Below are 18356 nucleotides of genomic sequence, written 5' to 3' on the forward strand. Positions count from 1 at the left end.
TGCGGGCATGAGCCAGCTGACGGTGCTCGGCAGTTGCGGGGCGTTCCCGGAGGCCGGGCGGGCGTGCACCGGGTTCCTGCTCGAACACGATGGATTCCGCGTCGTGCTGGACCTCGGGTACGGCGCCGCCTCGCGGTTGTTCGCGCACAGCCGGGACCGGCTGCCCGACGCCGTCGTCGTGACGCACGAACACCCCGACCACTGCGCGGATGTGAGCGCGCTCGGTCGAGCCTGGCACTTCACCGTCCAGGATCGGTCGCCCGACCGGCCGCGGCTGCCGTTGCACTGCACGCCCGGCACCGTCCGGCGGCTCGAAGCGCTGGAGCCGCGCCCGGACCCGAGCGAGCTGTTCGAGGTGCACGACCTCGGCGAGCCGACGACGCTCGGACCGTTCCGGCTCACGACGTTCGCGCTGCCGCACCACCTGCCGAGCTTCGGCGTGCGGCTCACCGCGCCCGGGCTGACGGTGGCGTACACCGGCGACACGGGCCCGTCGCCGGTGCTGGCGGACCTGGGCCGCGACGCGGACCTGCTCGTCAGCGACGCCACCCACCGGACGCCACCCGACGGCCCCCGCTTCCTGCTGACCGCGGCGGAGGCCGGCCACTGGGCAGCAGCCGCCGGCGCCCGACGGCTCCTGCTCACCCATTTCTGGCCGGGCACCGACCGAGTCGCGGCGGCAGCCGAGGCCGGCGCCGAGTTCGACGGGGAAGTGCTGGTCGCGGAGGAGGATCTCACCGTCGTGCTCTGACCCCCGTCAGGCACGGTCCCCGGGCTCGATCCTCCCCCGGACGACCTACGCGAGCACCCCGCGCTCCCCAGCTCGGTGTGCCGCCATTCCCGGCCGCCGCTCAGCCGGCTCATGCGCCCGCGAAACTCCCCCTGGAGACTCCGCGGACACCGCCGCCGCTGTGGCGCACCCAATCACCCAGCCAACCCCTCCTCCCTCGGCAATCCCCTCGCCGACCTGCGGTTTCCGATGGGGTCAGTTCTAACACCCACCACCGACAAAAAACGCGCCTTGACGCCATAAGCTACGAGCCTTAGCTTTAAAGCTATGCCAAGTAGCCAGAGTCATGTCGCCTAGGGCCGGGCTCACCACCAAGACCGTCGTCGACCTCGCGCTCGTGCTCGTCGACGAGCACGGGCCCGACGAGCTGACCCTCGCCAAGGTCGCCGAGCGGGCCGGGGTGGCCGCGCCCTCGCTCTACAAGCACGTCAAGAACCTCGCCGACCTGCGGCGGCTCGTCGATCTGCGGGTGGTTCAGGAGATGGCCGACGTCCTGCGCACCGCCGCCACCGGGCGCGCGGGGGACCAAGCCGTCGGGGCGCTCGCCGACGGCTATCGCGGCTACCTGCGGGAACACCCGCGCCGGACCGGGGCGCTCACCGCCGATCCGGACCGGGGGGACGTCGAACTGAGCACCGCGACCCACGCCGTCGCCGAGGTCGTCTTCGCCGTGCTCCGGCCCTTCGGCTTCGACCACGCGCGGGCCGTGCACGCGACGCGTTGTCTTCGCGCCGCCGTCCACGGCTTCGCCGGGCTCGAGGCCTCCGGCGGCTTCGGGCGGCCCGAAGACGTCGACGAGAGCTTCGAAGTCCTCAAGACCATGCTCGTCCAAGGCCTCAAAACCTATGCAGAGAAAGAGAATCCACGATGACCTTCATCATCGCCGTGCTCCTGTTCACCGTCGGGCTCGGTGTGCTCGACGCCCGCTTCCCCTGGACGGCGGCCCGCCGATGATCGCCGGGCACTTCGGGCTGGCGGCCGCGGTCAAGGCCGGCCGCCCGGCCATTCCCGTGTGGACGCTCATGCTCGCCACCGCGTGGCTGGACGTCGTGTTCGTGCCGCTCTACCTGTCCGGCGTCGAGACGATCGACGGCGAAGGGTACGGCGGCGGCGTCATCCACGCCGACTACACGCACTCCCTCGTCGGCGCGCTCGTGCTCGCCGCGTTGTTCGGCGCCGTCGCCGCGTGGCGGCTCGGCCGGGAAGCCGGCCTGGTCCTCGGCGGCGTCGTGTTCTCGCACTGGCTGCTCGACCTCGTCGTGCACCGCGCGGACCTGCCGATCCTGCCCGGCAACGCGGGCGACCTGCCGACGTTCGGCTTCGGGCTCTGGCGACTGCCCGCCGTTTCGGCCGTCGTCGAACTGCTGATGCTGGTGGTCGGCATCGGCCTCTACTGGCGCGCCGCGGCCAAGCGCGACCCGAAACGCGCGCGGGTGCTGGGGCTGACCGCCGCGCTGTGCGGCGTCATCACCCTCGGCACCGACCTCCTGGGCGTCTGACCGGGACGATCAGCAGGCGGACCCGGCGACCGGCTCGGTGAACGCGGCAGCGACCCACTTGTCGTCGGCCACTTTCCGGAAGCCGTTCTGGACACCCGGCAGCGCGTCGAACTGGGCGTCACGCAGGTACTTCCCGACGACCTTCGCGTTGCCGTCGGCGGATTCGCGGGCGTTGAGGACGTCCGCGATCACCGTGACCTTGCAGCCGGTGGCCGACGCCCCGGCGGACGCTTGCTTGTTCGTGTTCAACGCGTAGATGACGATGACCGCGACGATGGCACCGACGATGATCAGCGTTTTCTTCGACATACGAGGACCACGCCTTCCTTCACCACGAATCCCGTCCTGCACGCCAGGGTAGGCAATCCTTTACCCAGACGAATAGCGCCGGGCGGCGTAACCACCCGGAGGCGCCAATCAAGGCCCTCCGATGGTTACGCAGTGTGCTCGGCCGAACCACGCAAAAGCCCCCTTCCCGACATTCCGGGAAGGGGGCTTTCGTCCGATCGATCAGCCCTGGGCGATCTTCTTGGCCAGGTTGTCGTCCAGCGTCGCGAGGAACTCCTCGGTCGTCTGGAACGGCTGGTCCTTGCTGATGAGCAGCGCCAGGTCCTTCGTCATCTGGCCGGACTCGACCGTCTCGACGACGACTTCTTCCAGCTTGTTCGCGAAGCCGATGAGCTCCTGGTTGCCATCCAGCTTGCCGCGGTGCTCGAGGCCGCGGGTCCAGGCGTAGATCGACGCGATCGGGTTCGTCGACGTCGGCTTGCCCTGCTGGTGCTGGCGGTAGTGCCGGGTGACCGTGCCGTGCGCGGCCTCGGCCTCGACGGTCCGGCCGTCCGGCGTGCGCAGCACCGACGTCATCAGGCCGAGCGAGCCGAAGCCCTGCGCGACCGTGTCGGACTGGACGTCACCGTCGTAGTTCTTGCACGCCCAGACGTAGCCGCCCTCCCACTTCATCGCCGCGGCGACCATGTCGTCGATCAGGCGGTGCTCGTAGGAGATGCCCTTGGCGTCGAAGTCGGCCTTGAACTCGGCCTGGAAGATCTCCTCGAAGACGTCCTTGAACTGGCCGTCGTAGGCCTTGAGGATCGTGTTCTTGGTGGAGAGGTACACCGGCAGGCCGCGGTCGAGGCCGTACTGGAGCGAGGCGCGCGCGAAGTCCTCGATCGACTTCTTGTAGTTGTACATCCCCATGGCGACGCCGCCGCCCTCGGGGAACTTCGCGACCTCGAACTCCATCGGCTCGGAGCCGTCGTCCGGGGTGTAGCTGATGGTCAGCGTGCCCGGGCCGGGGACCTTGAAGTTGGTCGCCTTGTACTGGTCGCCGTGGGCGTGCCGGCCGATGATGATCGGCTTCGTCCACGTCGGCACCAGCCGCGGGATGTTCTGGATGACGATCGGCTCGCGGAAGATCACGCCACCGAGGATGTTGCGGATGGTCCCGTTCGGGGACAGCCACATCTTCTTGAGGCCGAACTCTTCGACGCGCGCTTCGTCCGGGGTGATCGTGGCGCACTTGACGCCGACGCCGTGCTTCTTGATGGCGTTCGCGGAGTCGATGGTGACCTGGTCGTCGGTGCGGTCCCGCTCCTCGATACCCAGGTCGTAGTAGTCCAGGTTCACGTCCAGGTACGGGTGGATCAGCTTGTCCTTGATGAACTGCCAGATAATGCGGGTCATCTCATCGCCGTCGAGTTCGACGACGGTGCCCTGGACCTTGATCTTGGCCATGAGCAGCGGTGCTCCTTCCGCGGATCTTCGCGTTCTTCTTCTACGTCTCGCCGGTAGCGGTACAAGCGTACTGCTTGACGCAGCTGGATGGTTCAAGTAGTGGTCGGCATCAAGTCTCCACCCGTGGATTGTGGCCGGGATCACCGGGCACGACCTGCCGGTCACCCGATCCGACCGCTCGCCGAGCGATCGTCGCGCCGATGGGGTGAACCAGGGCACGATGCCATCCGTGAACTCATCATGCGGGAGGTGACGGCCATGTCGACCCATCGGTACGCCGAATACGAAGACGAATACGACGACTACGACGACACCCCGGACGTGCTCGAAGAACGGCCGCGCCGCGGCGTCGCCCACCTGGTGAGCGCGCTGGGCGGGCTCCTGCTCACCCCGGTCGCGCTGGGCCTGCTGAGCTGGGGCGGGCTGCGGCAGCAGCAGCTGATCCAGGCCACCCTGAGCACCAACCGCGACCCGCTCGGCATCGCGCTCCTGGCCGGCGGCGCGATCCTGCTGCTGCTCGTCGCCGCGCTCGGCGCGCTGTCCGCCGCCGGCCCGATCCTGGGCGGGCTGATCTACGGCGTGCTGCCCGGCGTCGCCGCGATGGCCGTGCCCGAATGGGGCTTCAAGCTGGTGAACCTGATGCCGAAGAGCGACATCGCCTACGGCGTCATGGACTTCCTGTTCATCGGCGGGCTGCTGGGGGTCGGCTTCCTGCTCGTCGGCAGCGGGCTGGCCAACGCGCTGGTCCGGCGGCGCCGCGAAGCCTGACGCTCGCCGATGGCAAAATCGGCGGATGGGACTGTTCACCGTCGCGGAAGCGTGTGACGAACTGGCGCGGCTGCGGCCGGTCCTCGACGAGCTGGTGCGCGTCCGCGCCGACGCGGCCGAGCTCGCCGCGTCACTGCGGCCGGGTGGCCGGGCGACGGTGTTGGGCGGGCTGCCCGAGTGGAAGGCCGCGCAGGCCCGGCTCGACGACCTGATGACGACGGTGCAGCACACCGGCGCCGAGCTCAAGGGCTTCGCGCCGCTGCTGGTCGACTTCCCGGCCGAGCTGGACGGCGTCGACGTCCTGCTGTGCTGGCTGGAGGGCGATCCGGAGCTGGGCTGGTACCACCGCACGGATCTGGGGTTCGCGGGCCGTCGGCGACTGAAAACCGCTGGTCCGCCCGGCTAGGTTGGGTGCTGTGGACCACGACACCAGAGCCGATTTCTTCGACAGCACAGCCGAGAACTACGACGAAGACACCTTCCACGCTTCGGTGGCGGAAGCGCTGGTCCTACCCCTGCCGGAGGGGCCTGAGCTGGTCCTCGACGTCGCGTGCGGGACGGGCTTCGCGGCGTACGCGGCGTTGCGGCTGAAGCCCTCGCGGGTGCTCGCCGTGGACCTCTCGCCGGCGATGCTCGCGCGGGCCGAGGCGAAGGCGCCGTCGCAGGACCCGTCGGGGGTGATCACGTGGCAGGCCGGCCCGGCGGTCCCGATGCCGGCCGAGGACCACACGGCCGACGTCGTGCTGTGCGCGTCCTCGCTGCACTTCCTGGGCGCGGTGGCCTTCGCCGACTGGCGCCGCGTACTGCGCCCGGGCGGCCGGCTGGCGTTCTCGGTGGTGTCGGGCCTGCGGTTCCGGCCGTCGAGGCAGTTCGAGGCGTTCGTCCCGCGGGACCTCACGTTCCCGACAGACGAAGCCGAGGCGGCGGCGCTGGCCGCGGGGTTCGTGGACGTCTCGGCGACGACGTTCGCGGTCGGGACGCGGAGCGTGTTCGTGGTGCACGCGACAGCTCCGTGAATCTTGACCTGGCGCGGTTCGCCGACGGCCATCTGACGGCGGTCACGACGGACGGGAGCCGCGTCTCGCTGCGGTTGGAAGCGCACACCGGAGGACGGTTCGTGCCCGGTGAGGTTTCCGTCTTCGAGATCTACGAGCTGAGTACCGACCGCGGCGAACTGACGATGGCCGGACCGCCGGCCGCGGACCACACGATGGAAGAGCCGTCGTGCTGGGAAGCCGACGGGCTGACGACAGTCGAGTTCTTCGCGCCCCTCCGGATTCGCGTGACGGCTTCCGCGTTCGAGCTGACGCTGCTGCGGACGGACCGTCGTCCGGTGCTGGCGAAACCGAGCGCAAACGCTTGCACCTTGCGGCTCACCGCCCCGCTGGATCCCGTGCGGTGGCAGGAGGCGCTCGGCCCCACGGTGGCTTGGCGGATTCTCGGCGGGGACGCGGGCACGCCCGCCGATCCCGACGGCTGGTTCATCCAGCGCCGGGACCGGCTGGCGACGTCCCGCACCGGTGTCTTCTGCCGGACCGCCGGGGACCGCGTGACCCTCGAGCGGTACGACGCCGACGACGAGTTGTGGCAGGCCGTCCGGCTGCTCGCCGCCGAGAGCGCGAGCCGCGTGTGGTGCGGGAACTGCGTAGTCGCCCCGGCCGACTGGGTCACCTGGCTGACGACCGGGGCGCTGCCGCCGCTGGAGCGCCTCGTGCCGTGAGGGGCACCCTCAGGGACCTAAGCGCCCTGAGGGTGCCCCTCAGGGACTTCAGGCGTGGAAGTGCGCCTCGCCGTGGGTGGCCGGGCCGTCCGGGGTGCCGCAGTGCTGGACGAACGTCGCGTCGAGGTCCGTCACCTTGCCGTCGGCCGCCCGGTCGAGGCGGTCGATCGTGAACTCGGCGTAGTCGTCGCCACAGGCGAAGCCGCCGGTCACCGTGAAGAAACCCGGGTTCGCCGTGGCCGGGTCCGACGACCAGCGGAATCGTGCTCCCGTGTAGGTCCCGGTGTGCAGCGTCTCGCCCGCCGGCGCGCTCAGCTCGACCCGCAGGTCCTCGAAGCCGGACTGGACGTCGATCTTCAGGATGCCTTCGTTCACCCAGACACGGATCTCGTCGCCGGGTCCGCTGTAGTTCGCGAAGCTCTTCAGCGGCCAGGCGCCGTCATCCGAGGTGTACGCGACCGTCGACACCGGATCCGCCGACGCCACCGGCACGAAAGCGAGACCCAGCGCCAGCGTGGACGCGGCGAGAACACCGGTGCGCAGCAAGGATTTCATCAACAAACCTCCCCAGTCAGGGCCGCCTCCCGCGGCACTGAAGGCGATGATGGCACCGGCCGCCCGGCGCGCGCCGGGTTTGCGCGGTTCGCCACTTTTCGCCGGGCCTTGCAACCGTTTCCGGTGTTCCGCTCACCGGTGCAGGGACGCGCCCTTGAGGATCTTGTCGACGGCGTTCTTCGGGCCGTGCACCGCGAGGCCCGCCAGCGCGAGCTTCTCCCCCGGCACCGCGCGGACCGCGGCCCGGTTGTCGTCGTCGTTGCCCGTGTGGAACAGCTCGTCGGTGAAGATCGAGATGCGCAGGCCGCGGCCGAGCGCGCGGCCGTGCGCCGCGGTCAGGACGTCCCCGGTGCCGGAGAAGACCAGCACCGGCTGGCCGAACATCGGCAGGTACGCCGTGCCGTCGGCGTCTTCGTAGGGCTCGCCCATCAGCTCGGGCGTGACGTGTGCGATGCCGCTGACCAGGAACGCCGTGACGTTGAGCCGTTGCCAGGACGCCAGGTCGTCCCGCAGCAGGACGGCGATCTTCGTGTCGAAGGAACTCATGCGGAAAGCGTCGCCCGCCGCCGACGCCCGCGTCTTGTACGTTCTTGACATGGAGGCGCGCGTCTCGGCTTGGCGGCCGGCGGTCCCGGGGATCGCCGAGGTCTTCCACGCGCGGTTCACCACCCACGCTTACCCGCTGCACACGCACGACACGTGGACGCTGCTGATCGTCGACGACGGCGTCATCCGCTACGACCTCGACCGCCACCACCACGGCGCGCTCGGCCCGGCGGTGACGCTGCTGCCACCGAACGTCGCCCACGACGGGCGCGCCGCGACCAGCCACGGCTTCCGCAAGCGCGTGCTGTACCTGGACGCGCCGGTGCTGGGCGAGGACCTGATCGGCGCCGCGGTCGACCGCCCGAGCCTCGCCGACGGCCTGCTGCGCACCCGGATCCACCAGCTGCACGAGTCCCTGGCCGACGCGGGTGACGCCTTCGAAGCCGAAAGCCGGCTCGTGCTGGTGGCCGACCGGCTGCGCACCCACCTCGGGCGACCCGCGGCCCACGAACCGAAGCGCGGCCTCGCCGACGAGCTGCGCGACCTGCTCGACGCGAAGCTGCCCGAAGCGATGACGCTCGCCGAAGCGGCGGAGACGCTCGGCGCGCACCCCGCGTACCTCGTGCGCTGCTTCGGCGCGCGGTTCGGCCTGCCGCCGCACCGCTACCTGACCGGCCGCCGCGTCGACCGCGCGCGGCGGCTGCTGCTCGACGGCACCCCCGCCGCCGACGTCGCCACGGCCGCGGGCTTCACCGACCAGGCGCACCTGACGCGGCACTTCAAGCGCTACCTGGGCACGACGCCGGCGCGGTACTCGAAGACGCGCTGACCGGCCCGGGCGAACCCGCGCGACGGAGCACGTTCGGAGACGGCGCTTGTGTCAAAATGGCCCCATGCTGCGTGAACTGCACCTGACCGGCGACCCCGCGGCCGACAAGCTGCTCAACGACGATCCCTTCGCCCTGCTCGTCGGCATGCTCCTGGACCAGCAGTACCCCATGGAGCACGCGTTCGCCGGCCCGCGGAAGATCTCCGACCGGATGGACGGCTTCGACATCGCCAAGATCGCCGCGACCGACGTCCAGACCTTCGTCGAGATGTGCGTCGTGCCGCCCGCCATCCACCGCTACGGCGGGTCGATGGCGCGCCGCGTCCACGCGCTCGCCGAGCACATCATCGAGAACTACGACGGCCACGCGGAAGGGCTCTGGACCGCCGGACGCCCGAAGCCCGACGGTCCCGAGGTCCTGAAGCGGCTGCGCGCGCTGCCCGGTTTCGGCGAGCAGAAGGCGAAGATCTTCCTCGCCCTCCTCGGCAAGCAGCGCGGCGTCGCGCCGAAGGGCTGGCGCGAAGCGGCCGGCGCCTACGGCGACCGCGGGTCCCACCGGTCCATCGCGGACGTCACCAACGCCCAGTCGCTCGCCCAGGTCCGCGCGTTCAAGAAGGCCGCCAAGGCCGCCGCGGCCGAACCCGTCTCACCCGCGTAACCACCACCTCGACGCACTGTCCGAAGTGGACCGACGCGGGGACGCCGATTGCTAACCGACGGCGACCTCTTCACGGCGTTCCCGGACCCGGCCCCACGCCATGCTGACGAGCAGCAGCGCGACGAGCGTCAGCGCGGCGGCGACTTCGGGCAGCACCAGCGGGCCGGCGGAGTCGAGGACCGCGCCGCCGACGACGCCCGACAGGCCGACGCCGAGGTAGATCGCGGACGCGTTGAGCGAGAGCACCAGGCCCGCGTGGCCCGGGGCCAGCTCGATCAGGCGGTGCTGCACCGGCGGGCTGAACGACCACGTCGCCACGCCCCACACGAACAGCGTGACGCCGGCCGCGATCGGCGTCGTCGTCGTGATCGGCAGCAGCGCCAGCACGACGGTGATCCCGGCCGTCACGACGAGCAGCGGCGCGCGTGAACCCCAGCGGTCGGCCGCCCGGCCACCGGCGAAGTTGCCGACCGCCCCGCCGACGCCGTAGCAGAAGAGCAGCACCGTGACCGCCGTGCCGTGGACGCCCGCGGTCGCGGCCAGCAGCGGGGACACGAAGGTGTAGACCATGAACGCGGCGAGGCAGCCGAGGACCGTCACGGCCAGCATGACGAGCACGCGCGGGTCGCGGCCGGCGGCGAACCGCTCGGCCAGGGTGACCCGCGGCGGCGCGGCGACCGACGGCAGCGCCAGCCGCACGGCCAGCGCACTCGCCAGGGAGAACACGGCGACCAGCGCGAACGCCGTCCGGTAGCCGAGGTGCTGCGAAATGAGGCTGCCCAGCGGCACGCCGAAGATGAGCGCGACGGTCAGGCCGCCGAACACGAGCGCGATCGCGCGGCCCCGGCGTTCGGGGCTGGTCAGCTCGGCCGCGACGGCACTGGCCGCCGGGGTGAACACCGCGGCACCGATCGCGGTCACGACCCGGGCGAGAAGGAGCGTGCCGTAGCCGGGCGCGAGCGCGGCGAACAGGTTGCCGGCCGCGGTGACGACGAGCGCGGCGACCAGCAGCGTGCGGCGTTCCCAGGTGCCGGTGACGGCGGCGAACAGCGGCGAGCCGATCGCGTAGGCGATGGCGAACGCGGTCACGAGCTGCGCCGCGGCGGTGGCGGAGACGTGCAGCTCGCCGGTCAGCGCGGGCAGCAGCCCGGCGACGATGTAGCCGCTGGTCCCGACGCCGAACGCGCCGAAGGCGAGCACGGAGATCCTCGATGACGAGGGTGCGGACATGGTGGAGCCCCCAAAGCGAAGCAGGCGATTGGTTCGACGAACGTCGTAGTTCGATGGCTACCGTACTACGCGGTGGCGACAATTTCGACCGGCGTCGTACTATGGACCCATGGCCAAGTCCGTCACGCTGTCGCCGCTCGTCCACCCCGGGCAGGACGAGATGACCGTCGAGGGCACGCTCCGCGCGCTCGCCGATCCCGTGCGCCTGGCGATCGTCCGGCAGCTCGCGGCGTCGGAGCGCGAGGTCTCGTGCGGCGCGCTGGCCGTCTCGGTGACGAAGTCCACACTCACGCACCACCTGGGCATCCTGCGTCAGGCCGGCGTCGTCGCCAGCCGCCAGGAAGGCACGACCCGGTTCAACTCGTTGCGCCGCAAGGATCTTGACGCCCTGTTCCCGGGCCTGCTCGACGGCGTGCTCGCGGCGCCTCGCTGACCCGCGCGCCCCAGGTGTGGATCGTCACCCGATATCGGGATGACAACGACCCCCCTCGTCGGTTGGACTGTCCGCAGGGCAGCTCACGGCGTCGGTGCCGGGTAGCTGTCTTCCTTTTTGCCCCCGGACTGAACCGATCCAGACGTTGATCCAAGATCGTCCGGGTAATCGATTTCTCACCTTGGAAGGAGTGCCGTGCCCGTCGCGCTGCTCGCGCTCGCCATCGGAGCCTTCGGCATCGGGACCACCGAGTTCGTCATGATGGGCGTGCTGCCCCAGACGGCCGCCGACTTCGGCGTCGACATCCCGACCGCCGGCTACCTCATCTCCGGATACGCCCTCGGCGTCGTCGTCGGCGCCCCGCTGCTCACGGCAGCCGCCGTCCGATTGCCGCGCAAGACCATGCTGCTGGCCATGATGGGCCTGTTCACGCTGGGCAACGCCCTCTTCGCGCTCTCGCCGAACCAGGAGTTCGGCGTCGCGTTCCGGTTCCTCGCCGGGCTGCCCCACGGCGCGTTCTTCGGCGCCGGCGCGGTCGTCGCGTCCGGCCTCGTCGGCCCCGGCCAGCGCGCCAAGGCCGTCTCGATGATGTTCCTCGGGCTGACCCTGGCGAACGTCATCGGCGTGCCGCTGGGCACGCTGCTCGGCCAGCAGGTCGGCTGGCGCGCCACCTTCGGCGTCGTCGCCGTGATCGGCCTGGTCGCCGCGGCCGCCATCGCCAAGCTGGTGCCGCACCAGGGCAAGCCCGCCGAAGCGTCGCTGCGCACCGAGCTCAGCGCGTTCAAGCGGCCGCAGGTGCACCTGGCGCTGGCGATCGTCACGTTCGGGCTGGGCGGCGTGTTCGCCTGCCTGAGCTACATCACGCCGATGCTGACCGACGTCGCCGGCTACTCGCCGTCGAACGTCACGCTGCTGCTGTCCCTGGCCGGCGTCGGCATGACGATCGGCAACCTGCTCGGCGGCCGGCTGGCCGACAAGGCCCTGATGCCGGGCCTGTACGCCGCGCTGCTCGCGCTGGCCTGCGTCCTGGGCATCTTCACCATCACCGCGCAGGGCAAGGTCGGCGCCGCGATCACGATCTTCTTCGTCGGCGTCGCCGGGTTCATGATCGGCCCGATGATGCAGGCCCGGATCATGGAGAAGGCCGGCGGCACGCCGTCGCTGGTCTCGGCGGCGGTCCAGTCGGCGTTCAACATCGCCAACTCGATCGGGGCCTACCTCGGCGGCCTGGTCATCGCGGGAGGCCTCGGCCTCGTGGCACCAAACTGGGTCGGCGCGCTGCTGGCCGTCTTCGGCCTGTCGCTGGCCATCGTCTCGGGCACATTGGACCGTCGCGAGGCCAAAGCCGAGCGTCGCGAACTCGCGATGGCGTCCTAAGAGGAGCTGAGCGGGCCGCCGATGATCGTCAGCGCCACGAACAGGATCAAGGCGGCCAAGCCCACGTAGGTGACGATGTCGACGACCTTGCCGCGGATCGCCAGCAGCCCGGCCTTCTCCGTCGACAGCACCGCCCGCAGCACCGCGGCGACGAGGAGCGCGGCGCCGATCAGCGCCGCGCCCTCGCGCCAGTGGTACTGGAAGATCCGCAGGGCGGCGACCGCCACGACCACCAGGACCGCCGCGAACGGCAGCTGGCTGAACCGCGCCTGCCGTGGCCGGCGGTCCCGCTGGTCCCGCCGGTCGTCGGTCATGGTCATCGGGCCTGGGCCGAGCGCTCCGCCGCTTCGACGACGTTGCTCACCAGCATCGCCCGGGTCATCGGGCCGACACCGCCGGGGTTCGGCGAGATCCAGGCCGCGACCTCGGCCACGTCCGGGTGAACATCGCCGGTGAGCTTGCCGTCCACGTGGGACACGCCGACGTCGAGCACCGCGGCGCCCGGGGCGACCATGTCCGGCGTGATGATCCCCGGCACGCCGGCGGCGGCGACCACGATGTCCGCGCGGCGGACCTCGGCCGCGAGGTCGCGGGTGCCGGTGTGGCACAAGGTGACGGTGGCGTTCTCGCTGCGGCGGGTCAGCAGCAGGCCCAGCGTGCGGCCGACGGTGATGCCGCGGCCGACGACGGTGACGCGCGCGCCGTTCAGCTCGACGCCGTGGCGCCTGAGCAGCTCGATGATCCCGTACGGCGTGCACGGCAGGGCGCCGCGCTGGCCGAGCACCAGCCGGCCGAGGCTGACCGGGGCGAGGCCGTCGGCGTCCTTCTCCGGGTCGATGCGCTCGAGGACGCGGTTGGCGTCGAGGTGCTTCGGCAGCGGCAGCTGGACGATGTAGCCGTGACAGGCCGGGTCGGCGTTGAGGTCGTCGACGACGGCCTCGAGCTTCTCCTGGGTGATGTCGGCCGGCAGGTCGCGGCGGATCGAGTTGACGCCGATCTTGCCGCTGTCGGCGTGCTTCATCCGCACGTACGAGTGCGACCCCGGGTCGTCTCCCACCAGGACGGTGCCCAGGCCGACCGTCACCCCCTGCGCGGCCAGCGCCGCGACGCGCGGCTCGAGCTCCGCGAAAATGGCGTTCTTGGTGGCTTTGCCGTCGAGAATCTTCGCCGTCACAACGCCCATTCTGGCAAAGGGGCGCCCGCGCGTCGCTTCCAGGCGTACGCGGTCGCAGCCCGTAAACTCATCGCCACTCCCGGAGCGGCCCTCCGTGATCTTGTCCGCGACCAACCTGTGATCTATGGCACGTCGCATCACGCGAGGTCAGGGCGTGTGCGGCTGACCCGTCGAGCGGCAAAACCCACATGCGGGGTGCACTCGCGCGCGCGAACAGTCAAAATGTCCCCGTGGCACAACCGACGACGCAGTTGAACGCGACGGAGCAGGACACCCTGGTCAAGCAGATCGGGCTGGCTTTGCTGCGCGCCGCCCCCCGCGACTGGCGCAAGGTCAGCGCGGAGTACCGAGCCGTCGGGAGGTACCACGAGCTCACCGGCGAGATCGTCACCGAGGACGGCACGGTGCACGAATGGCTCGCCACCCACGACATCGCGACCCTCTTCGGGCGGTTGCGCGGTGGGATGTACCGCGACGGCCGGGGTACCTGGTTCAACGCGCGGTACCAGCTGGACCACCCGTCCAGCTACAACCTCGAGTACAACCGCGACGAACCCGTGTGGAACCTCGCGCCGCCCCCACAGGCCTATTCGGACGAACTGCGCATGTTCCCCCGCACTGAGGAGAACGTGCCCGAGTGGCTGATCCGGCGGATGTCCGGGCTCGGCCCGGAGCAGCCGGGGCCGCACTTCCGGATCGCCCGGATCTTCGACACGATCGGCCCGGCAGGCCGCCCGGTGATCAACCGGCCCGACCTCGAGGTCGACGAGCAGGACCGGATGCTCGAGTACCTCGACCGGGCCCCCCTGGTCGTCACCGAGCGCGGGTACGACATCGACCGGCTGGCGCAGACGCCCGAGGCGACCGTGCCGGTCGCGTTCCACAGCGACGGCCAGTGGATCTGGCCCGCCGCCGTCAACTTCTACCTGCGCAAGTACGGCGTCTCGCCGGAGCCGGACCTGGTCGAGCACGTTCGCGCCGTCGGCTTCAAGCTGCCGCCGGTCGACGAGCCGACGCTGCAGGCCGCCGGGGCGTACCTGACCCGGGGCAACCCGCAGCAGCGTCCCGCCGGGCCGCCGCCGCAGGGGCCGCCCCCGCCGCAGCAGCAACAGCAGGGGCCGCCGCCGCAGCAGCAGGCCCCCGCGGGCCCGCCGCAGGCGGCCATGGCCGCGCAGGCTCCCCCGGCCCCGCCGGTGCCGCCCGTGGCGCCGCCGCAGCAGCACCAGGAGCCGCCCGCGCAGGTCGAGCCGCCGCTCCTGACGCACACGGCGGAGCCCGAGGCCCCGGCCGAGGAGCACTACGAGGACGAGGCGTACCCCGCCGCGGGCGCACCGCAGCAGGAGTACACCGAAGAGGCCGAGTACGCCGAAGACGGCTACGACGACCAGGAGTTCGACGACCGCTTCGCCGAAGACGACCAGTACACCGAGGACGGTCACTACGAGCCGGCCGGGCACGCCGCCGGGACGAACGGCACGACGCCGGAGCCCGGCCGGGTGCCGGACCTCGAGGAGACCGCGGAGTACGTCCCCGACCAGCCGATCGGGCAGGAAGAACCGGCGCACGACGGCGTCGCGTTCGACGCCGGTCAGCCGGAGCCGGCCGACCCGCACGGCTTCCCGCAGGGCCGCCACGACGAGGAGCCGGCCGCCGACGAACCGGCGCACGCCGCTTTCGAGCCCACTCAGGACGCCGCGGGGCGGACCGTCTTCCAGCCGCCGGTGCGGGACGACGACGGGTTCGACGACCACGTCGCCCACGACGACGACGAGCCGGCGCGGTCCGCGTTCGAGCCCGGCCCGCCGCGGCGGGAGGACGAGCCGGCGCACGCGGCCGCGTTCGACCCCGGCCCGCCGACCATGATCACCCAGCCCGAGGTGCCCGGTGTGCTGCCGGTGCCGGAACCGCCGGCACCCCAGCCGGCCGTCCAGGCGCCGGCTCAGGCCGAGCCCGCCGCCCCGCGCTCGGGCCGGCGCGCGCTGCGCCGCGAGACGCCGGACCACCCGGTGCTGGCCGGGCTGCAGTCCAAACTGAACGAACTGGACGTCCCGGAGAGCGGCTACAAGCTGGGCGAGCCGGCCGAGCACGGCTGGAGCGTCGAGCAGGTCGACGACGGCTGGCGCGTCGGCTGGTACGACGGCAAGCTCAGCAACCCCGCGGTGTTCGGCGACGCCGAGGACGCGGCCGCGTTCATGCTCGGCAAGCTGCTGCTCCACCCGGAGGGCCACGTGGTCGCCGAGGAGCCGCCCGCGCCGGAGCCCGAACCGGAACCCGAACCGGAACCCGCGCCGCAGCGGGTCGTGGCGACGCTGTCGCCGGAGATCGCGACCGGTTCGTACCCGGTCCGCAAGCCCGAGCCGGTGCCGCTGCAGGAGCAGACGGCGTTCACCAGCGCCGACGAGCTGTTCGGCGACCTCGAAGACGACGAGCCGCCGACGCCGGTGCGTCAGCCCGGCCCGCCCGCGCCGGTCGCCGCCGGCCCGGGTGGTCCGCCGCCGCTGGCGCAGCAGCAGGCCGGACCGCCGCCCCTGGCCCCGGCCCCGCCGCGCCGTGAGCCGCCGCAGGCCGCGCCGACGGTCCTGGCGCCGGTGCCCCAGGGCGCCCCGCTGGTCCCGTCCGGCCCGGGTCGTCCGGAGCCGGTCCGCGGGGCCGTCAACGGCGGCGGCGGTGGCGGTAATCAGCAGTGGCCGATCGGGCCGATGTCCGGGGAGCCGCCGCTGACGCTGTTCCGCGGCAAGGAGCTGCGCGAGCTGCCCGCGGGCAGCGAGCTGGACCGCTTCGGCGGCCCGAACGGCAACCTGACGTACGCGGCGGGCACGCCGTTCGCCGAGCGGTCGCTGGTGCCGGAGTGGATCAACCGGCCGTACCACGTGTACCGGGTGCAGCGGCCGCTGGAGACGCTCGCGGGCGTCGCGATCCCGTGGTTCAACCAGCCCGGCGGCGGGTCGGCGTACCTGCTCCCGGCGTCGATCGAGGAACTGGTCGCCGACGGCGCCCTGCTCGAGCTCGACCCGGGCGAACCGCCGATCGACTGAGAGTCTGTGTACTGAAACCGGCGGCGAGCTTCGTGCTCGCCGCCGGTTTGTCTTAGCGGACGATCAGGCCGTGCGCGGCGGCGAAGGAGACGGCGGTCTCCATGTCGACCTGCGCGCCCCGGAGATCGGCCTGCACCAGGGCGTTCGCGTCGAGCCGCGCGCCGCGCAGGTCCGCGCCGTCGAGCTTCGCGCCCTGCAGGCGGGCGCCCGTCAGGTCGCTGCCGCGCAGGTCGGCGCCGGTGAGGTCGGCCTCCATCAGGTTGGCTTCGCGCAGCCGCAGCCCGGACAGCCCGAGCCGGCGCAGCCGCGCCTTCGCCAGCGACGCCAGCGAGAGGTCGCACTCGGTGAGCGCGATCCCGCCGAACCCGCTGTCGCCGAACGACGAACCCAGCAGCGAGCACGACGACCAGCGGCTGTCGACGAGCACCGTCCGGTCGAACGTGCACGAGCGGAACGCCGACGCCTCGTGCCGCGAGCGCGACAGGTCGGCCCGGCTGAAGTCGCAGTCGTCGAACGTGCAGCCACGGGTCTGCAGCCCGCTCAGGTCCGCCCCGGTGAAGTCGCAGCCGGTGAACCGGCGCTTTTCCCACCACTGGCCGGACAACCCCGCTTCGCGGTAGTCCTCACCGGTTTCCAGCACGGCCCCAGGGTGTCACACCGCCGCGGCCGCGCCGCAACCGTCCACTATGGACGACGGCTGACCAGGTCCGCGCCCTGGACGTAGTTCATCGCCGCGACGTACTCGGGCAGCTGAGCGCGGCGCATCATCTCGGCTTCGTCGAGGTTCTCCAGCCGGGTCTGGATCCACCAGAGGTTGCCGAACGGGTCGCGCACGCGTCCGACACGGTCGCCGAAGAACAGCTCGGTCTGCCGCGTCACCTCGGTCGCGCCCGCTTCCAGGGCCTTCCGCTGCGTCTCTTCGCTGTCCGGGACGTACAAGCGCAGGTACGCCGGGGTCTCCGGCCAGTCGTCCGCGGCGTCGAAGGCCATCACGACCGCGTCGCCGATGCGGACCTCCGCGTGTCCGATCTTCCCGTCCTCGCCGACGACGCGCCCGAGCTCTTCGGCGTCGAAGGCGTGCTTCAGGAAGTCGAGCAGGCCGGCGGTGTCGCGGCCGATGATCCACGGGGTGACCGTCGTGTAGCCGTCGGGAACGGGGTTGACCATGGTGCCTCCATCTCGGGTGTGCGACCGAAGCTAACGGCGAACTAGGACGGATCCTGACCGCTGCATACTGGCGTCATGGGAGTTCCGCTGCGGCCGCTGGCGGTCACCGCGAGCACGCGGTCGAGCTACCGCGAAGTCGCGCCGCCGCCCGCGCTCGCGGGCGTGCTGGCCTGCGGCTGGCACGGGCGCACCGGCTGGGCGCGGCCGCTGCGCGTGCTCCCGGACGGCTGCGCGGACCTGGTCTGGGACGGCGACGCGCTCACGGTGGTCGTCACGGCCGGCGCGTCGCTGCGGCTGTGGGTCCCGGCCTCGGCGTCCCGCGTCGGCGTGCGGCTCCGGTGCGGCGCCGCGGGCGCGGTGCTCGGCACGCCGATGGCGGACCTGCCCGCGGGCGCGACCCGGCTGAGCGACCTCTGGGGCGCCATCGCTCGACGCGCTTCGGAAGTCCTGGCCGCCACTGAGGATCCCTTGGCACAGCGGGAAGTCCTCGAAGATCTGGTCGCCTCGCGCGGCGTGACACCCGACCGGCGCGTGCTGGCCGCGCTCGGCGGGCCGGGGACGCGGACGATCGACATCGCGGGCGAGCTGGGCGTCAGCGACCGCGCGTTGCGGCGGGACCTGGCGCACGCGGTCGGCGCCGGGCCGAAGCAGGTGCACCGGATCCGGCGGTTCCAGCGCTTCCTGCGCCGGCTCGAACCGCTCGCGGCCCGGCGGACGTCGCTGGCCGCCGTCGCCGCCGACCTCGGGTACGCCGACCAGTCGCACCTCGGCCGCGACTGCCGCCGGCTGTCCGGCTCCTCCCCCGCCGCGCTCGTGCGCGTGGCCGAAAGTTCCAGACGCC

At 71.7% G+C, this 18356-nt stretch carries 21 protein-coding genes and 1 pseudogene; 13 read left to right on the forward strand and 9 right to left on the reverse strand.

What is annotated here, in order from left to right:
• Positions 1-7 precede the first annotated feature (7 nt).
• From OG570_RS06930 to OG570_RS06940, 3 genes are all read left to right on the forward strand, one after another.
• Positions 8-751, forward strand: a complete 744-nt coding sequence (locus OG570_RS06930; RefSeq protein WP_326956001.1) for an MBL fold metallo-hydrolase — start codon at positions 8-10, stop codon at positions 749-751.
• 325 nt (positions 752-1076) lie between these two features.
• Positions 1077-1661 (forward strand): TetR/AcrR family transcriptional regulator, encoded by a 585-nt coding sequence (locus OG570_RS06935; RefSeq protein WP_326956002.1) that lies wholly within the window; start codon positions 1077-1079, stop codon positions 1659-1661.
• 79 nt (positions 1662-1740) lie between these two features.
• Positions 1741-2289, forward strand: a complete 549-nt coding sequence (locus tag OG570_RS06940) for a permease (RefSeq protein ID WP_326946116.1) — start codon at positions 1741-1743, stop codon at positions 2287-2289.
• 9 nt (positions 2290-2298) lie between these two features.
• Here the strand turns inward: OG570_RS06940 and OG570_RS06945 are convergent, their stop codons facing one another.
• Both OG570_RS06945 and OG570_RS06950 read right to left on the reverse strand, forming a co-directional pair.
• On the reverse strand, positions 2299-2598 hold the full coding sequence (locus OG570_RS06945; RefSeq protein WP_326946115.1) for an SH3 domain-containing protein: 300 nt from the start codon (positions 2596-2598) through the stop codon (positions 2299-2301).
• 201 nt (positions 2599-2799) lie between these two features.
• Positions 2800-4023, reverse strand: coding sequence for an NADP-dependent isocitrate dehydrogenase (locus tag OG570_RS06950; protein WP_247060730.1), 1224 nt, complete (start codon positions 4021-4023; stop codon positions 2800-2802).
• Between the two features lie 258 nt (positions 4024-4281).
• On the opposite strand from OG570_RS06950, the gene OG570_RS06955 reads away from it, so the two are divergent.
• The 4 genes from OG570_RS06955 to OG570_RS06970 are packed head-to-tail and all read left to right on the forward strand — an operon-like array spanning position 4282 to position 6511.
• Positions 4282-4791, forward strand: coding sequence for a hypothetical protein (locus OG570_RS06955; RefSeq protein ID WP_247060728.1), 510 nt, complete (start codon positions 4282-4284; stop codon positions 4789-4791).
• 25 nt (positions 4792-4816) lie between these two features.
• Positions 4817-5197 (forward strand): DUF2203 domain-containing protein, encoded by a 381-nt coding sequence (locus tag OG570_RS06960; RefSeq protein WP_326946113.1) that lies wholly within the window; start codon positions 4817-4819, stop codon positions 5195-5197.
• Positions 5198-5207: 10 nt separating this feature from the next.
• Complete coding sequence (locus OG570_RS06965; RefSeq protein ID WP_326956003.1) at positions 5208-5807, forward strand: class I SAM-dependent methyltransferase; 600 nt, start codon at positions 5208-5210, stop codon at positions 5805-5807.
• Positions 5804-6511 (forward strand): hypothetical protein, encoded by a 708-nt coding sequence (locus tag OG570_RS06970; RefSeq protein ID WP_326956004.1) that lies wholly within the window; start codon positions 5804-5806, stop codon positions 6509-6511. The genes OG570_RS06965 and OG570_RS06970 overlap by 4 nt, the downstream gene beginning before the upstream one ends.
• Before the next feature lie 48 nt (positions 6512-6559).
• Here OG570_RS06970 and OG570_RS06975 read toward each other — a convergent pair whose 3' ends face one another.
• Both OG570_RS06975 and OG570_RS06980 read right to left on the reverse strand, forming a co-directional pair.
• A complete protein-coding gene (locus tag OG570_RS06975; RefSeq protein WP_326946110.1) occupies positions 6560-7066 on the reverse strand; it encodes a hypothetical protein in 507 nt (168 codons plus the stop codon).
• A gap of 132 nt (positions 7067-7198) precedes the next feature.
• Positions 7199-7612 carry a DUF2000 domain-containing protein gene (locus tag OG570_RS06980; RefSeq protein ID WP_326956005.1) on the reverse strand — a complete coding sequence of 138 codons (414 nt, stop codon included), beginning with the start codon at positions 7610-7612 and terminating at the stop codon, positions 7199-7201.
• A 49-nt stretch (positions 7613-7661) separates the two neighbouring features.
• Between OG570_RS06980 and OG570_RS06985 the strand changes: the two genes are divergently transcribed.
• Both OG570_RS06985 and OG570_RS06990 read left to right on the forward strand, forming a co-directional pair.
• Positions 7662-8441, forward strand: a complete 780-nt coding sequence (locus OG570_RS06985) for a helix-turn-helix domain-containing protein (RefSeq protein WP_326956006.1) — start codon at positions 7662-7664, stop codon at positions 8439-8441.
• 64 nt (positions 8442-8505) lie between these two features.
• Positions 8506-9099, forward strand: a complete 594-nt coding sequence (locus OG570_RS06990; protein ID WP_326956007.1) for an HhH-GPD-type base excision DNA repair protein — start codon at positions 8506-8508, stop codon at positions 9097-9099.
• Between the two features lie 51 nt (positions 9100-9150).
• Here the strand turns inward: OG570_RS06990 and OG570_RS06995 are convergent, their stop codons facing one another.
• On the reverse strand, positions 9151-10329 hold the full coding sequence (locus OG570_RS06995) for an MFS transporter (RefSeq protein WP_326956008.1): 1179 nt from the start codon (positions 10327-10329) through the stop codon (positions 9151-9153).
• Between the two features lie 109 nt (positions 10330-10438).
• On the opposite strand from OG570_RS06995, the gene OG570_RS07000 reads away from it, so the two are divergent.
• Together OG570_RS07000 and OG570_RS07005 are read left to right on the forward strand one after the other, a co-directional pair.
• On the forward strand, positions 10439-10762 hold the full coding sequence (locus OG570_RS07000; protein WP_326946105.1) for an ArsR/SmtB family transcription factor: 324 nt from the start codon (positions 10439-10441) through the stop codon (positions 10760-10762).
• Positions 10763-10957: 195 nt separating this feature from the next.
• On the forward strand, positions 10958-12139 hold the full coding sequence (locus OG570_RS07005) for an MFS transporter (RefSeq protein ID WP_326946104.1): 1182 nt from the start codon (positions 10958-10960) through the stop codon (positions 12137-12139).
• Here the strand turns inward: OG570_RS07005 and OG570_RS07010 are convergent.
• On the reverse strand, positions 12136-12459 hold the full coding sequence (locus OG570_RS07010) for a DUF3017 domain-containing protein (protein WP_442788251.1): 324 nt from the start codon (positions 12457-12459) through the stop codon (positions 12136-12138). The genes OG570_RS07005 and OG570_RS07010 overlap by 4 nt on opposite strands.
• Positions 12456-13313 carry a bifunctional methylenetetrahydrofolate dehydrogenase/methenyltetrahydrofolate cyclohydrolase gene (locus tag OG570_RS07015; RefSeq protein WP_326956009.1) on the reverse strand — a complete coding sequence of 286 codons (858 nt, stop codon included), beginning with the start codon at positions 13311-13313 and terminating at the stop codon, positions 12456-12458. Before OG570_RS07015 ends, OG570_RS07010 begins: the two co-directional genes overlap by 4 nt.
• Positions 13314-13501: 188 nt before the next feature.
• On the opposite strand from OG570_RS07015, the gene OG570_RS07020 reads away from it, so the two are divergent.
• Positions 13502-16348, forward strand: coding sequence for a TNT domain-containing protein (locus OG570_RS07020; protein ID WP_326956010.1), 2847 nt, complete (start codon positions 13502-13504; stop codon positions 16346-16348).
• Between the two features lie 52 nt (positions 16349-16400).
• Here the strand turns inward: OG570_RS07020 and OG570_RS07025 are convergent, their stop codons facing one another.
• A complete protein-coding gene (locus OG570_RS07025; protein WP_247060710.1) occupies positions 16401-16988 on the reverse strand; it encodes a pentapeptide repeat-containing protein in 588 nt (195 codons plus the stop codon).
• A 44-nt stretch (positions 16989-17032) separates the two neighbouring features.
• Positions 17033-17515, reverse strand: a complete 483-nt coding sequence (locus tag OG570_RS07030) for a VOC family protein (protein ID WP_326956011.1) — start codon at positions 17513-17515, stop codon at positions 17033-17035.
• Positions 17516-17590: 75 nt separating this feature from the next.
• Here OG570_RS07030 and OG570_RS07035 point away from each other — a divergent pair.
• Positions 17591-18268: pseudogene (locus OG570_RS07035) on the forward strand (DUF6597 domain-containing transcriptional factor); the annotation flags it as partial.
• Between the last annotated feature and the right edge of the window lie 88 nt (positions 18269-18356).

The sequence above is a fragment of the Amycolatopsis sp. NBC_01286 genome (assembly GCF_035982555.1).
Lineage (GTDB): Bacteria > Actinomycetota > Actinomycetes > Mycobacteriales > Pseudonocardiaceae > Amycolatopsis.

Excerpts from the sequence above, each read along its gene's own strand:
- OG570_RS06930 (WP_326956001.1), top strand. The coding sequence starts at position 8 with ATGAGCCAGCTGACGGTGCTCGGCAGTTGCGGGGCGTTCCCGGAGGCC.
- OG570_RS06935 (WP_326956002.1), top strand. The coding sequence starts at position 1,077 with ATGTCGCCTAGGGCCGGGCTCACCACCAAGACCGTCGTCGACCTCGCG.
- OG570_RS06985 (WP_326956006.1), top strand. The coding sequence starts at position 7,662 with ATGGAGGCGCGCGTCTCGGCTTGGCGGCCGGCGGTCCCGGGGATCGCC.
- OG570_RS06990 (WP_326956007.1), top strand. The coding sequence starts at position 8,506 with ATGCTGCGTGAACTGCACCTGACCGGCGACCCCGCGGCCGACAAGCTG.
- OG570_RS06945 (WP_326946115.1), bottom strand. The coding sequence starts at position 2,598 with ATGTCGAAGAAAACGCTGATCATCGTCGGTGCCATCGTCGCGGTCATC.
- OG570_RS06955 (WP_247060728.1), top strand. The coding sequence starts at position 4,282 with ATGTCGACCCATCGGTACGCCGAATACGAAGACGAATACGACGACTAC.
- OG570_RS07010 (WP_442788251.1), bottom strand. The coding sequence starts at position 12,459 with ATGACCATGACCGACGACCGGCGGGACCAGCGGGACCGCCGGCCACGG.
- OG570_RS06950 (WP_247060730.1), bottom strand. The coding sequence starts at position 4,023 with ATGGCCAAGATCAAGGTCCAGGGCACCGTCGTCGAACTCGACGGCGAT.
- OG570_RS06975 (WP_326946110.1), bottom strand. The coding sequence starts at position 7,066 with ATGAAATCCTTGCTGCGCACCGGTGTTCTCGCCGCGTCCACGCTGGCG.
- OG570_RS07020 (WP_326956010.1), top strand. The coding sequence starts at position 13,502 with ATGCGGGGTGCACTCGCGCGCGCGAACAGTCAAAATGTCCCCGTGGCA.
- OG570_RS06980 (WP_326956005.1), bottom strand. The coding sequence starts at position 7,612 with ATGAGTTCCTTCGACACGAAGATCGCCGTCCTGCTGCGGGACGACCTG.
- OG570_RS06995 (WP_326956008.1), bottom strand. The coding sequence starts at position 10,329 with ATGTCCGCACCCTCGTCATCGAGGATCTCCGTGCTCGCCTTCGGCGCG.
- OG570_RS06940 (WP_326946116.1), top strand. The coding sequence starts at position 1,741 with ATGATCGCCGGGCACTTCGGGCTGGCGGCCGCGGTCAAGGCCGGCCGC.
- OG570_RS06960 (WP_326946113.1), top strand. The coding sequence starts at position 4,817 with ATGGGACTGTTCACCGTCGCGGAAGCGTGTGACGAACTGGCGCGGCTG.
- OG570_RS07000 (WP_326946105.1), top strand. The coding sequence starts at position 10,439 with ATGGCCAAGTCCGTCACGCTGTCGCCGCTCGTCCACCCCGGGCAGGAC.
- OG570_RS07030 (WP_326956011.1), bottom strand. The coding sequence starts at position 17,515 with ATGGTCAACCCCGTTCCCGACGGCTACACGACGGTCACCCCGTGGATC.